Origin of the sequence: Clostridium sp. D5 (assembly GCF_000190355.1) — a bacterium.
Taxonomy (GTDB): Bacteria; Bacillota; Clostridia; order Lachnospirales; family Lachnospiraceae; genus Faecalicatena; species Faecalicatena fissicatena_A.
This window is the reverse complement of record NZ_GL870814.1, coordinates 366,594-378,990: the sequence shown is the minus strand read 5'-3', so window position 1 is coordinate 378,990 and position 12,397 is coordinate 366,594. Positions and strand designations below refer to the sequence as shown.

At 45.9% G+C, this 12,397-nt stretch carries 12 protein-coding genes; all 12 read left to right on the top strand.

Annotated elements, in window-relative coordinates:
• The first annotated feature begins 352 nt into the window (after positions 1-352).
• The gene (locus HMPREF0240_RS15295) at positions 353-2,140 is read left to right on the top strand and encodes an aminopeptidase P family N-terminal domain-containing protein (RefSeq protein ID WP_009004323.1); all 1,788 of its coding nucleotides are present in this window, start codon (positions 353-355) and stop codon (positions 2,138-2,140) included.
• A 158-nt stretch (positions 2,141-2,298) separates the two neighbouring features.
• Complete coding sequence (locus HMPREF0240_RS15290) at positions 2,299-3,249, top strand: MurR/RpiR family transcriptional regulator (protein WP_009004322.1); 951 nt, start codon at positions 2,299-2,301, stop codon at positions 3,247-3,249.
• The gene (locus HMPREF0240_RS15285) at positions 3,242-4,471 is read left to right on the top strand and encodes an NAD(P)/FAD-dependent oxidoreductase (RefSeq protein WP_035313630.1); all 1,230 of its coding nucleotides are present in this window, start codon (positions 3,242-3,244) and stop codon (positions 4,469-4,471) included. Before HMPREF0240_RS15290 ends, HMPREF0240_RS15285 begins: the two co-directional genes overlap by 8 nt.
• Positions 4,472-4,517: 46 nt before the next feature.
• The gene (cmk, locus tag HMPREF0240_RS15280) at positions 4,518-5,174 is read left to right on the top strand and encodes a (d)CMP kinase (protein WP_009004320.1); all 657 of its coding nucleotides are present in this window, start codon (positions 4,518-4,520) and stop codon (positions 5,172-5,174) included.
• A 38-nt stretch (positions 5,175-5,212) separates the two neighbouring features.
• Positions 5,213-6,073 carry a 4-hydroxy-3-methylbut-2-enyl diphosphate reductase gene (gene ispH / locus HMPREF0240_RS15275; protein WP_035313717.1) on the top strand — a complete coding sequence of 287 codons (861 nt, stop codon included), beginning with the start codon at positions 5,213-5,215 and terminating at the stop codon, positions 6,071-6,073.
• Entirely contained in the window at positions 6,054-7,136 is a 1,083-nt protein-coding gene (gene rpsA / locus HMPREF0240_RS15270) for a 30S ribosomal protein S1 (RefSeq protein WP_035313627.1), read from the top strand. Before ispH ends, rpsA begins: the two co-directional genes overlap by 20 nt.
• A gap of 439 nt (positions 7,137-7,575) precedes the next feature.
• Complete coding sequence (gene rsxC / locus HMPREF0240_RS15265) at positions 7,576-8,895, top strand: electron transport complex subunit RsxC (RefSeq protein ID WP_009004319.1); 1,320 nt, start codon at positions 7,576-7,578, stop codon at positions 8,893-8,895.
• A gap of 17 nt (positions 8,896-8,912) precedes the next feature.
• Positions 8,913-9,845 carry an RnfABCDGE type electron transport complex subunit D gene (locus HMPREF0240_RS15260; RefSeq protein ID WP_035313625.1) on the top strand — a complete coding sequence of 311 codons (933 nt, stop codon included), beginning with the start codon at positions 8,913-8,915 and terminating at the stop codon, positions 9,843-9,845.
• Positions 9,845-10,459 carry an RnfABCDGE type electron transport complex subunit G gene (locus tag HMPREF0240_RS15255; protein ID WP_035313623.1) on the top strand — a complete coding sequence of 205 codons (615 nt, stop codon included), beginning with the start codon at positions 9,845-9,847 and terminating at the stop codon, positions 10,457-10,459. Before HMPREF0240_RS15260 ends, HMPREF0240_RS15255 begins: the two co-directional genes overlap by 1 nt.
• The gene (locus HMPREF0240_RS15250; protein ID WP_009004318.1) at positions 10,452-11,186 is read left to right on the top strand and encodes an electron transport complex subunit E; all 735 of its coding nucleotides are present in this window, start codon (positions 10,452-10,454) and stop codon (positions 11,184-11,186) included. Before HMPREF0240_RS15255 ends, HMPREF0240_RS15250 begins: the two co-directional genes overlap by 8 nt.
• Before the next feature lie 12 nt (positions 11,187-11,198).
• Positions 11,199-11,774 (top strand): electron transport complex protein RnfA, encoded by a 576-nt coding sequence (locus tag HMPREF0240_RS15245; RefSeq protein WP_009004317.1) that lies wholly within the window; start codon positions 11,199-11,201, stop codon positions 11,772-11,774.
• Positions 11,775-11,786: 12 nt separating this feature from the next.
• A partial coding sequence (locus HMPREF0240_RS15240; protein ID WP_009004316.1) for an RnfABCDGE type electron transport complex subunit B occupies positions 11,787-12,397 on the top strand: 611 nt, incomplete at its 3' end.

Sequence of the window (12,397 nt, the reverse complement as noted above, 5' to 3'; positions counted from 1 at the left end):
ATGTTCCCTGTTTTTTCTCCTACGGAGTCTAACGCGCTCTCTACGGATTTTTGAAATGGCATACACAGCCCCGGCTGGGGTCGGATGTACCTTTCACTTAGCTACGGCGCTCCAATGGGAGGGAAACCGTGACTTGGAGGGGTTGCAGACGGGGGAGACGGATTTGGGATGGTTGCACGGAAGCTTTTCTACTCCAGTATAAGCGTGACTATCACGAACCGCGAATCCCGCCCCCTCCCCCGCATTCCCGCTCCGGACAGTCGCTCTCACAAATAGATTTTTCCCCCAATAAATTGTATTGATTTTCATTCGGTGGTATAATAGGTCTATGAATGTTAAAGGAGGTTTTTTCATGAATGTTTCAGAAAGAGTTGACAGGCTCCGCCAGTTGATGGCGGAGAAGGGGATTGATGCATATGTCGTGCCGACTGCGGATTACCATCAAAGTGAATATGTTGGGGAACACTTTAAGGTAAGAGCTTTTATGACCGGGTTTACCGGATCGGCTGGAACGGCTGTTTTTACGAAGGATGAAGCGGGGATGTGGACGGATGGCCGGTACTTTATTCAGGCGGCACAGCAGATGGAGGGAACTGGTGTTGTGCTTCGTAAGATGGGGGAACCGGGAGTTCCAACGGTTGAGGAATATTTGAAGGCAGCTCTTCCGGAGAAGGGCGTGATCGGGTTTGACGGACGTACGGTGGGCGTGAATGAAGGACAGGTTTATGCCGATATCGCGGCCGCAAAGGGCGGAAGTGTGGTTTATGACTGCGATCTGGTGGAGTCAATCTGGGAGGACAGGCCGCCGCTGTCTGAGAAACCGGCATTTTTGCTGGATGTTAAATATGCGGGTGAGACAGTTGCCTCCAAGCTTGAACGTGTGAGAAACGCGATGAAGGAGGCGGGAGCCAATGCCCATATTATTACCAGTCTGGATGATACTGGCTGGCTTCTCAATGTAAGAGGGGATGATGTGGAATATTTCCCGTTGCTTCTCTCTTATACGATTGTGAAGATGGATTCTGTGGAGCTTTATGTGGATGAGCGGAAGTTTAACGATGAAATCAGAGCTGAATTTACAAAAATCAAAGTTTGTATACATGCATACAATGATATTTACGAAGCTGTTAAGGCCTTCGGGGCAGATGATGTTGTACTGATTGATCCGAAAAGAATGAACTTTGCGCTTTATAATAATATTCCGGCCGGGGTCAGGACTGTAAAGCAGGAGAATCCGACCATCCTTATGAAGGCAGTCAAGAACGATACTGAGGTTGAGAATATCAGAAAAGCTCACATCAAGGATGGCGTGGCACATACGAAGTTTATGTACTGGCTGAAAAAGAATGTGGGCAGGATTGAAATAACAGAGCTGAGTGCTTCCGATAAACTGGAAGAATTCCGTGCACAGCAGGGGAATTTCCTCTGGCCGAGCTTTGAGCCGATCTGTGCGTATAAAGAACATGCTGCTATCGTGCACTATACTTCTTCGCCGGAGACAAACGTAGAGTTGAAGAAGGGCGGTCTTTTCCTGACAGATACAGGCGGACATTATTATGAAGGTTCCACCGATATCACCAGGACCGTAGCCCTGGGGGAAGTGAGCCAGACGGAAAAGGATCATTTTACCGCAGTAGCTGTCAGTATGCTGAATCTGGCTGACGTGAGGTTCCTTTATGGCTGCACCGGGATGAATCTGGATTATGTGGCGCGAGAGCCGTTCTGGAGACAGAACCTGAATTTTAACCACGGAACAGGACACGGCGTGGGCTATCTGGGGAACATCCATGAGCCGCCTACAGGTTTCCGTTGGCAGTTCAGGCCAAATGAGATCCATCCTTTTGAAGAGAATATGATCATCACGGATGAACCGGGAATTTATATTGAAGGATCCCATGGTATCCGTACGGAAAATGAGCTTCTGGTTCGCAAAGGCGAGAAAAATGAGTATGGCCAGTTTATGTATTTCGAGCCAATCACTTTTGTACCGATCGATCTGGATGCAGTCAACCCGGATCTGATGACAGAAAAAGAAAAGGCATTGCTGAATGATTACCACAAAAAAGTTTATGAGCTGATTGCACCCTATTTAACAGGGGAAGAGCAGGAGTGGCTCAAAGAGTATACGAGAGAAATTTAACATCGAAAGCCCTGCCAGACAGTGTTGAACTGCCTGTGCGGGGCTTTTGGCTTTAAATCTGCCTTGCAATCAAAATCACTGTATTGTATAATCAGAATGTTGAATTTAATTAATATACGGGGATATTCTGCCCAAATAGAATAAGAAGAGGAACTGCCGTGAGTGAGAATAAGGTAAGTACGAACGAGAACAGCACCAATGAACTGCTGCTTAGAATAGAAGAAAAATATATACGCCTCAGTAAAGGTCAGAAGAGGCTGGCAGATTACGTATGCCAGAATTATGATAAAGCTGTTTTCCTGACTGCTGCGAAACTGGGAGAGATTGTAGGTGTGAGCGAGTCCACGGTTGTCCGCTTTGCAACGCAGCTGGGCTATAAAGGTTACCCGGGCTTTCAGAAAGCGCTGGAGGAACTTGTGCGCAATAAACTGAATTCTATTCAGAGGATGGAAGTAACATATGGCAGGATCAGCCAGTCTGAAATTCTTGCTACCGTGCTGCAGTCGGATATAGAAAAAATAAAGCTGACGCTTGCAGGCATCGATCAGAAAGCTTTTGAACTTGCCATAGATACGATACTGAAAGCAAAGAAGATCTATGTGATCGGTATACGGAGCTGTGCGCCCCTGGCAGCATTTCTGACGTTTTATCTGAACTTGATATGTGACAATGTGACCGCAGTGAATACAAACAGTTCCAGCGAGATTTTTGAGCAGCTTATCCGGATTAATCAGGATGATGTGATTATAGGAATCAGCTTTCCTAGATATTCTATGCGTACATTAAAAGCACTTGAATTTGCAAGCAACCGTAAAGCGAAGGTTATCACTCTGACAGACAGCATACATTCCCCGATGAATTTGTATTCATCATGCAATCTGATAGCAAGAAGCGACATGGCATCTATTGTGGATTCCCTGGTGGCGCCGCTGAGTGTTGTGAATGCACTTGTTGTTGCGCTCTGCATGAAAAAGCAGAAAGAAGTGGTTGAAACGCTGGAGATGCTGGAAGAAATATGGGACGAGTATCAGGTATACAGCGGAGACGAGCTGAATCATGTCAGCACATCATTGCCGGCTGAGGATGCGGAAGGAAAAGAGAATGAGTAAAGTAGTAATAATCGGAGGCGGTGCTGCCGGGATGATGGCGGGAATATTTGCCGCCAGAAACGGGCACGAAGTCCATATATATGAAAAAAATGAAAAGCTGGGAAAAAAGCTTTTCATAACAGGGAAGGGCAGATGTAATCTGACAAATGCAGGGGAAATGGACACTCTTTTTTCTTCTGTCAGCAGCAACCCCAAGTTTTTATACAGCGGGTTCTACAGTTTTACGAATGAGCAGGCTGTTGATTTTTTTGAAGATCTTGGTGTCAGGACAAAAGTTGAGCGGGGAAATCGTGTGTTTCCGGAATCAGATCATTCTTCAGACGTTATCTCAGCGATGAGCAGGGAACTGAAGCGGCTGGGCGTCAAAATCAATCTGCACACTGAAGTGAAGCAAGTGCTGGCAGAACAGGGATATTTTAACGGTATTCTCCTTGCGGGCGGAAAAGAGATACCTGCAGACTCATGTATTATAGCTACGGGAGGGGTCTCCTATCCATCGACGGGGTCTACCGGGGATGGATACCGGTTTGCCCGGGAAGCAGGACATAAAGTAACTGCACTGTATCCGTCTCTTGTACCCATGGAAGTAAAAGAAACTTTTATTCCTGAGCTTCAGGGGCTGTCGCTGCGCAATGTGGATGCGGTAATCTATGATGGTAAAAAGAAGGTTTACGAAGAGTTCGGCGAAATGCTGTTTACCCATTTCGGAGTTAGCGGGCCGATCATCATCAGCGCCAGCAGCGTGATGGGAAAGCTTCTGGGAGAGAAAGATCTGAGGCTGAGTATTGACCTGAAGCCGGCGCTGAAGTTTGAACAGCTGGATCAGCGCGTACTCAGAGACTTTGAGGAGAACAGAAACCGGCAGTTTAAGAATGCAGTGGATAAGCTGTTTCCGGCGAAACTGAAACCTGTTATGATAGAAAGAAGCGGTATCCATCCAGATAAAAAGGTGAATGAGATCAGCCGCGGGGAGCGGCAACGATTCGTTGCAATGATTAAGAATTTTGATATGACACTCACAGGACTGCGCGGGTACAATGAAGCGATTATCACAAAGGGGGGGGTTGATGTCAGGCAGATTGATCCCGGTACGATGGAGTCCCGGTTGGTCAAAGGGCTGTATTTTAGCGGTGAAGTGCTGGATCTGGATGCCCTGACAGGCGGGTTTAATCTGCAGATCGCCTGGTCTACCGGCTATCTGGCGGGAATATCAGTACATTGACAAATAAGGTTAACAGTTAAGGAAGGCATGAGGAGGATAAGAATAAATGGGATATAATGTGGCGATAGACGGCCCGGCAGGAGCCGGCAAGAGCACCATAGCCAAGCTGGTGGCAAAAGAGAATGGTTATGTATATGTGGACACGGGAGCGATGTACCGTGCGCTTGCACTCTGTTTCCTGGATGCAGGCATTGCTCCTGATGAGACAGAAAAGATTATTAGTGCATGTAAGGGGGCAGAGGTCAGCATCAGATACGAGGAAGGCATACAGCAGGTCTATTTAAATGGAAAGAATGTGACATCCCGGCTGCGGGAAGAAGCCGTCGGCAATATGGCTTCCGCGAGTTCCGCTATCCCTCAGGTACGGGCGAAACTTCTCGAGCTTCAGCGTGAGCTGGCCGGGAAGGAAGATGTGATTATGGATGGGAGAGATATCGGAACAAATATCCTGCCCCATGCAGACGTAAAGATCTATCTGACGGCCAGTGTGGAGACAAGGGCCAAAAGACGCTACGAGGAACTGCTGAATAAGGGCGAAAACTGCAGCTATGAGGAAATAGCAAGGGACATAAGGGAACGGGACGAGAGAGATATGAACAGGGAGACGGCTCCGTTGAAAAGAGCGGAGGATGCCATACTCATAGACAGTTCGGAGATGACGATAGAAGAAGTTGTGAACGAAATAATCCGACATTGCAGATAAGTAATTGTGAAATAAACGGGAAAGGGGCAGAAAAAAAGATGGAAGTAAAACGGGCGAAAACAGCCGGATTCTGCTTCGGCGTGAAACGTGCCGTAGAGACGGTTTATAAAGAGCTCCAAAAGGAAACAGCGGACAACGAGGATATCTATACTTACGGTCCCATTATCCACAATGAGGAAGTTGTAAAGGATATGGAAAAAAGAGGAGTGAAGGTACTGCGAACAGAAGCTGATCTGGAGCGACTGGCAAAAGGTACGGTGATCATACGCTCCCATGGTGTTCCGGAATATATTTATAAAAAAATGGAAGACAGGGGGCTTACTGTAATCGATGCTACCTGCCCCTTTGTAAAAAAAATTCATAACATCGTTAAAAAAGAAAGCGGTAAAGGAAAACATATAGTCATTATTGGCAATTCGGAGCATCCGGAAGTGGAAGGAATCAAAGGATGGGCGGGAGAAAATGTGACGGTTGTGCAGAATGCTGAGGATGCGGAAAAGTTCGTTCCTGAACAGGAAGAGAAAATCTGCATTGTTGCCCAGACGACATTTAATTACAATAAATTTAAAGATTTAGTTGAAATTATTTCAAAAAAGAGTTATGATGTAAGTGTTTTAAATACGATCTGCAGTGCAACTAAGGCGCGTCAGAATGAAGCGGGGAGTATTGCAGAAGAGGTGGATGCTATGATCGTGATTGGTGACAAACATAGTTCCAACACCCAGAAGTTATTTGAAATATGTCAGAACGCATGTAAAGATACGTACTATATACAGACACTTGACGATTTGGATTTGAATCAATTAGGGTCAGTGGAAACAGTAGGTATTACAGCAGGGGCATCCACGCCCAACAATATAATTGAGGAGGTTCAAAATAATGTCAGAATTATCTTTTGAACAAATGTTAGACGAGTCATTTAAAACAATTCATAATGGAGAGGTAGTTGAGGGTACAGTCATTGATGTGAAGCCAGATGAGATTATCCTGAATATCGGATATAAAGTGGATGGTATCATAACTAAGAACGAGTATTCTAATGACCAGTCTGTAGATCTGACAACTGTAGTATCAGTTGGTGATTCCATGACTGTGAAGGTTTTAAAAGTGAATGACGGCGAAGGACAGATGCTACTGACTTATAAGAGACTTGCCGCAGAAAAAGGCAATGAGAGACTGAGAGAAGCGTTTGAGAACAAAGAAGTTCTGAAGGCTACAGTTACACAGATTCTCGGCGGCGGATTATGTGCAACAGTTGACGAGGCACGTGTATTTATCCCGGCAAGCCTTGTTTCTGACTCTTACGAGAAGGATTTAAGCAAGTATGCAGGTCAGGAGATTGAATTTGTAATCAGCGAATTCAACCCGAGAAGAAACCGTGTCATCGGTGACAGAAGACAGCTCCTTGTAGCAGAGAGAGCAGAAAAGCAGAAAGAACTGTTCGCAAAACTTCAGGTTGGTGATACAATTGAAGGAACAGTGAAGAATGTAACAGATTTCGGTGCATTTATCGACCTTGGCGGAGTAGACGGATTGTTACATATTTCCGAGATGTCATGGGGAAGAGTAGAGAATCCTAAGAAAGTATTCCAGGTTGGTGATACTTTAAAAGTTCTGGTTAAAGATATTAATGATACAAAAGTTGCACTCAGTCTGAAGTTCCCGGAGACTAATCCATGGGCACATGCGGCAGAGGATTTTGCAGTTGGTACAGTGATCACAGGAAGAGTGGCACGTATGACAGACTTTGGTGCGTTTGTTGAACTTGCACCTGGTGTTGATGCACTTCTTCATGTGTCTCAGATTTCCAGAGCACATGTAGAGAAGCCTTCAGATGTTCTTTCAATCGGACAGGAGATCACAGCCAAGATCGTAGACCTGAATGAGTCTGACAAGAAGATCAGCCTGAGCATGAAAGCACTGGAGCCGGAAGCACAGGAATTTGACGTAACAGAAGAATAAGAATACTATATTGCACAGACCATGAAAAAAGTATGGAAGATGGTGCAGGAATGGTATAGAATAAAGGATAGAGACTGTGAAAGTCTCTATCTTTATTGTATACCCAAGGGCATCCCGTAACACATGCCCTGCGGGCGGGTCCGCAGTAAACTGCGGAATAAGGAATACCCAAGGGCACCCCGTAACTCATGCTCTGCGGGCGGATTTGCAGCAAGCTGCAGAATAAGATATAGTAATTTATAGCCAAAAAATGTATATGGGGTCAGGATTTCTTTGTAAAAAAAGGAACCCTGATCCCATTGAAATTTAAGGTAAGTGTTAAAAAAACGACAAGATGTATGTATTTATGAACAGGAATTTATTAGATTTACTGGATTTTAAATATAATTTCTAGTACAATACATATATTGCGATAAAAAAGAAAGGAAGGTAGTAAAGAATGGGACTTTTAACTTTTAAAGGCGGAATCCATCCAAATGACGGTAAGAGTCTGGCAAAAGATCAGGCGATTGCTGAAGTACTGCCGAAAGGCAATTTGGTATATCCGCTTTCTCAGCATATCGGTGCTCCTGCAAGTCCAATAGTCCAGAAGGGGGACCATGTGTTAAAAGGCCAGAAGATTGCAGAGGCAGGCGGCTTCGTATCCGCGCCGGTCTATGCATCTGTATCCGGGACAGTCAAAGGTCTGGAAAAGCATTTCAATCCGACAGGAAGCCAGGTGGACTGTATTGTGATTGAAAACGATGGTGAATATGAGGAAGCTGAGCGCAGTCCGATAAGACCTCTTGAAGAGATGACAAGAGATGAAGTGATCGGTATGATCGGTGAGGCAGGAATTGTCGGTATGGGCGGGGCCGGGTTTCCTACCAAAGTGAAACTTTCACCGAAAGAACCGGAGAAGATTGATTATATCATAGCAAACTGCGCTGAATGTGAGCCTTATATCACGGCTGATTACCGCAGGATGCTGGAAAATACCGAAGAACTTGTAAGCGGTATGAAGATTGTTCTTTCTCTGTTCGAGAATGCCAAAGGGATATTTGGCATAGAAGATAACAAAAAAGACTGCATTGAGAAGCTGAAGGAAGCTGTGAAAGACGAGCCCCGCATGGAAGTAAAAGTGCTGCAGACGAAGTACCCGCAGGGTGCTGAACGCCAGCTCATTTATGCCGTTACTAAGCGGGCTATCAATTCCTCCATGCTGCCCGCAGATGCAGGATGTATTGTGGATAACGTGGAGACACTGATCGGTATTCACCATGCGGTTGCCAAGGGGCGTCCACTCACCGAACGAGTAGTGACAGTCAGTGGTGATGCAGTGTCAAATCCAGGAAACTTCCTGGTGCTGCTGGGAACCAATCAGCAGGAGCTTGTAGAAGCGGCCGGAGGTTTCAAGGCTGATCCCCAGAAGGTGATTTCCGGCGGTCCTATGATGGGATTTGCTATGATGACTCTGGATACGCCCGTGACGAAGACCTCTTCTTCTATTCTTGCATTTACAGAGGATATTGTTGCGAAGTCTCAGACAACAGCATGCATCAACTGCGGAAGGTGCGTAGAAGTATGCCCGAGCAGGATCATACCTTCCAGACTTGCAGATTGTGCCGAGCGGTTCGATGAAGAGACATTTACAGCCCAGAACGGACTGGAATGTGTGGAATGTGGTTCATGCAGCTATGTTTGTCCTGCAAAACGGCCGTTAAAACAATCCATAGGGTCAATGCGTAAGATTGCCCTGGCAAACAGAAAGAAAAAATAACAGAGAGGTGAATCAAAGTGAACGAGAATTATAACATATCATCTTCACCGCATATACGGGCGAAAGTAACCAGCGGCAATATTATGCTGATGGTTGTTATAGCGCTTCTGCCGGCTACAATCTTTGGAATTTATAATTTCAGGCATGAGAATGCATGGCTCCTGGTAGTTGTAACTACAGTATCTGCGGTGCTGGCTGAATACATATATGAAAGGCTGATGCATAAGCCGATCACGATCAAAGACTGCAGTGCGCTTGTCACAGGCCTGCTGCTTGCGCTGAACCTTCCGCCGACCCTTCCGCTGTGGATGGGCGCACTTGGTTCTGTATTTGCTATTATCGTTGTAAAACAGCTGTTCGGTGGACTGGGACAGAACTTTATGAACCCGGCTTTGGGCGCAAGATGTTTTCTGCTCATTTCTTTTACCGGACGTATGACATATTTTGTATACGACGGAGTTACCGGGGCTACCCCTCTTGCAGAATTGAAAGCGGGGGAGACAGTGAATACAATGAATATGCTGCTTGGAAATATCCGTGGTACCATCGGAGAGACTTCTGTTCTCGCGATTATGCTGGGGGCGATGTTCCTTCTTTTGCTTGGTGTCATTGATTTGAGAATTCCTGGTACATACATCGTGACATTTGTGATTTTTATTACCATCTTTGGCGGTCACGGCTTTGACCCGCAGTACATCACAGCGCACCTCTGCGGAGGCGGACTGATGCTGGGGGCATGGTTCATGGCAACCGATTATGTAACCTCGCCTATTACGAAGAGGGGGCAGATCGTATACGGTATCTGTCTGGGGCTGCTGACCGGGCTGTTCAGGCTGTTCGGCGGTTCCGCAGAGGGCGTATCTTATGCGATTATTATCAGTAACCTTTTAGTGCCGTTGATCGAAAAGGTTACTCTTCCAAAACCATTTGGTAAAGGAGGAGAAAAATAATGAATAAGATTGTTAAAAACACTTTAATACTTACAGTTATTACGCTGGTGGCAGGAACACTTCTTGGACTTGTCTATGAGGTGACAAAGGCACCTATTGCGACGGCACAGGAGAATGCCAAGCAGGAAGCGTACAGGACGGTTCTCTCAGATGCGGCTTCTTTTGAAGAGTACGCAGAGTTCGATGAAAGTGAAGCTGCCTCAGCTTTAAAAGAGGGCGGTTATGAGAGCGATGATATCACGGAAGTGGCTGCTGCTCTGGATGAAAGCGGGGAAACCGTGGGGTATGTAATCACAGTGACTTCACATGAAGGTTACGGCGGAGATATCAAAATCTCTGTTGGTATCCTGAGCGACGGAACCGTAAAAGGAATCGAGATGCTTACGATTGCTGAGACGGCAGGTCTTGGTATGAAAGCAGCAGAATCGGATTTTAAGGATCAGTTCAAAGATAAGCAGGTAGAGAAGTTCTCCTATACAAAGAGCGGAGAAGAGGGCGACGATAAGATTGATGCTTTGAGCGGCGCAACGATTACGACGAATGCGGTGACCAATGCGGTTGATTCTGCCCTGGTATATTTTCAGAATGTGTTAGGAGGTAGTGTCAATGAATAAGAATACAGAAAGACTGTATAATGGTCTGGTTAAAGAAAACCCTACCTTCGTATTAATGCTGGGAATGTGTCCGACACTGGCGGTTACAACTTCCGCTATAAACGGTATCGGCATGGGACTTTCTACAACAGTCGTACTTGTATTATCCAATATGCTGATATCCATGCTGAGAAAAATCATTCCGGACTCCGTCAGAATGCCGGCATTCATCGTTGTTGTAGCTTCTTTTGTAACAATGGTCCAGTTTTTGCTGGAAGGGTTTGTCCCGAGTCTGTATGATTCTCTGGGAATTTATATTCCGCTGATTGTTGTGAACTGTATTATCCTGGGAAGAGCAGAAAGTTATGCCTCCAAGAATCCGGTTGTTCCGTCCATATTTGACGGAATTGGAATGGGGCTTGGCTTTACGGTGGGACTTACGGCAATTGGTATTGTGAGAGAGATTGTTGGATCAGGAAAAGTTTTTGATATTCAGATTCTGCCGGATTCTTATGAACCGATTACAATCTTCATCCTGGCACCTGGCGCATTCTTTGTTCTGGCAGCACTGACTGCATTGCAGAATAAGGTGAAGAAAAAGGCTGCGGCAAAGGGCGATCCGATTGCTGAAAAGATTGGATGCGGTTCGGGCTGTGCTACATGCGGGAAGAAAGAATCCTGCGGTGGAGGCATGTTTATGGATGTGCGCCCGGAACCGAAAAAAGCAGTTAAGAATGAGAAAGAATAGGAGGGGAATGAGATGAAAGAATTACTTTTAATCGCAGTTGGTTCTGCATTTGTTAATAACGTCGTGCTTAGTCAGTTTCTTGGAATCTGTCCGTTCCTTGGTGTTTCTAAAAACGTGAAAACCGCAGGAGGTATGGGCGGCGCTGTTATTTTCGTTATTACAATCGCGTCGTTTGTTACAGGCCTGATCTACAAGTTTATACTTGTACCGACAAATTTTGAATATCTGCAGACAATTGTCTTTATTCTTGTTATTGCAGCTTTGGTTCAGTTTGTTGAAATGTTTCTTAAAAAGGCGATGCCGCCTCTGTATAATGCATTGGGCGTCTACCTGCCCTTGATTACAACAAACTGTGCAGTGCTTGGTGTTGCACTGACAAATGTGACGAAGTCTTACAATATTCTGCAGGGTGTCATCAACGGTTTTGCAACAGCATTTGGTTTTCTCGTGTCAATCGTGCTGATGGCAGGTATCCGTGAGAAAATCGAACATAATGACATTACAGAATCATTTCAGGGAACTCCGATTGTTCTGGTTACGGCCGGACTGATGGCGATTGCATTTTTCGGATTTTCTGGATTGATTTAGGAGGGAAGGAACATGAGTATATCAGGAATTTTAATAGCTGCGGTAATTGTCGGCGGAACCGGATTATTCATCGGTATCTTCCTGGGGATATCCGGAAAGAAATTTGCCGTTGAAGTAGATGAGAGAGAAGAGGCTATCATAGGTGTTCTTCCCGGCAATAACTGCGGAGGTTGTGGTTTTGCCGGATGTTCGGGCCTGGCTGCTGCAATCGTAAAAGGAGAAGCGGAAGTAGGCGGGTGCCCGGTCGGCGGATCACCTGTCGCCGCTCAGATCGGCGAGATTATGGGTGTGGCTGCAGGGGAACAGGAGCGCCAGGTCGCATTTGTAAAATGTGCCGGAACGTGTGAGAAGGCGCAGGACCAGTATAAGTACCAGGGAATTGAAGACTGTATCATGGTAAATATGATGCAGGACGGCGGCCCAAAGGGCTGTTCTTATGGGTGTATGGGATATGGAACCTGTGTGAAGGCATGTCCTTTCGATGCGATACATATCGTTGAGGGCATAGCAGTAGTAGACAAGGAAAAATGTAAAGCCTGCGGTAAATGTATCGCAGCCTGCCCGAAACATCTGATTGAGTTGATCCCTTATGACCAGAAGACGTTTGACAGTGTAATTCCAAC

What these genes read in the sequence shown, in the direction of transcription:
- rpsA (WP_035313627.1), top strand. Translation starts at nt 6,054, where the DNA reads ATGTCAGAATTATCTTTTGAACAAATGTTAGACGAGTCATTTAAAACA.
- HMPREF0240_RS15285 (WP_035313630.1), top strand. Translation starts at nt 3,242, where the DNA reads ATGAGTAAAGTAGTAATAATCGGAGGCGGTGCTGCCGGGATGATGGCG.
- HMPREF0240_RS15255 (WP_035313623.1), top strand. Translation starts at nt 9,845, where the DNA reads ATGAATAAGATTGTTAAAAACACTTTAATACTTACAGTTATTACGCTG.
- HMPREF0240_RS15295 (WP_009004323.1), top strand. Translation starts at nt 353, where the DNA reads ATGAATGTTTCAGAAAGAGTTGACAGGCTCCGCCAGTTGATGGCGGAG.
- HMPREF0240_RS15250 (WP_009004318.1), top strand. Translation starts at nt 10,452, where the DNA reads ATGAATAAGAATACAGAAAGACTGTATAATGGTCTGGTTAAAGAAAAC.
- cmk (WP_009004320.1), top strand. Translation starts at nt 4,518, where the DNA reads ATGGGATATAATGTGGCGATAGACGGCCCGGCAGGAGCCGGCAAGAGC.
- ispH (WP_035313717.1), top strand. Translation starts at nt 5,213, where the DNA reads ATGGAAGTAAAACGGGCGAAAACAGCCGGATTCTGCTTCGGCGTGAAA.
- rsxC (WP_009004319.1), top strand. Translation starts at nt 7,576, where the DNA reads ATGGGACTTTTAACTTTTAAAGGCGGAATCCATCCAAATGACGGTAAG.
- HMPREF0240_RS15245 (WP_009004317.1), top strand. Translation starts at nt 11,199, where the DNA reads ATGAAAGAATTACTTTTAATCGCAGTTGGTTCTGCATTTGTTAATAAC.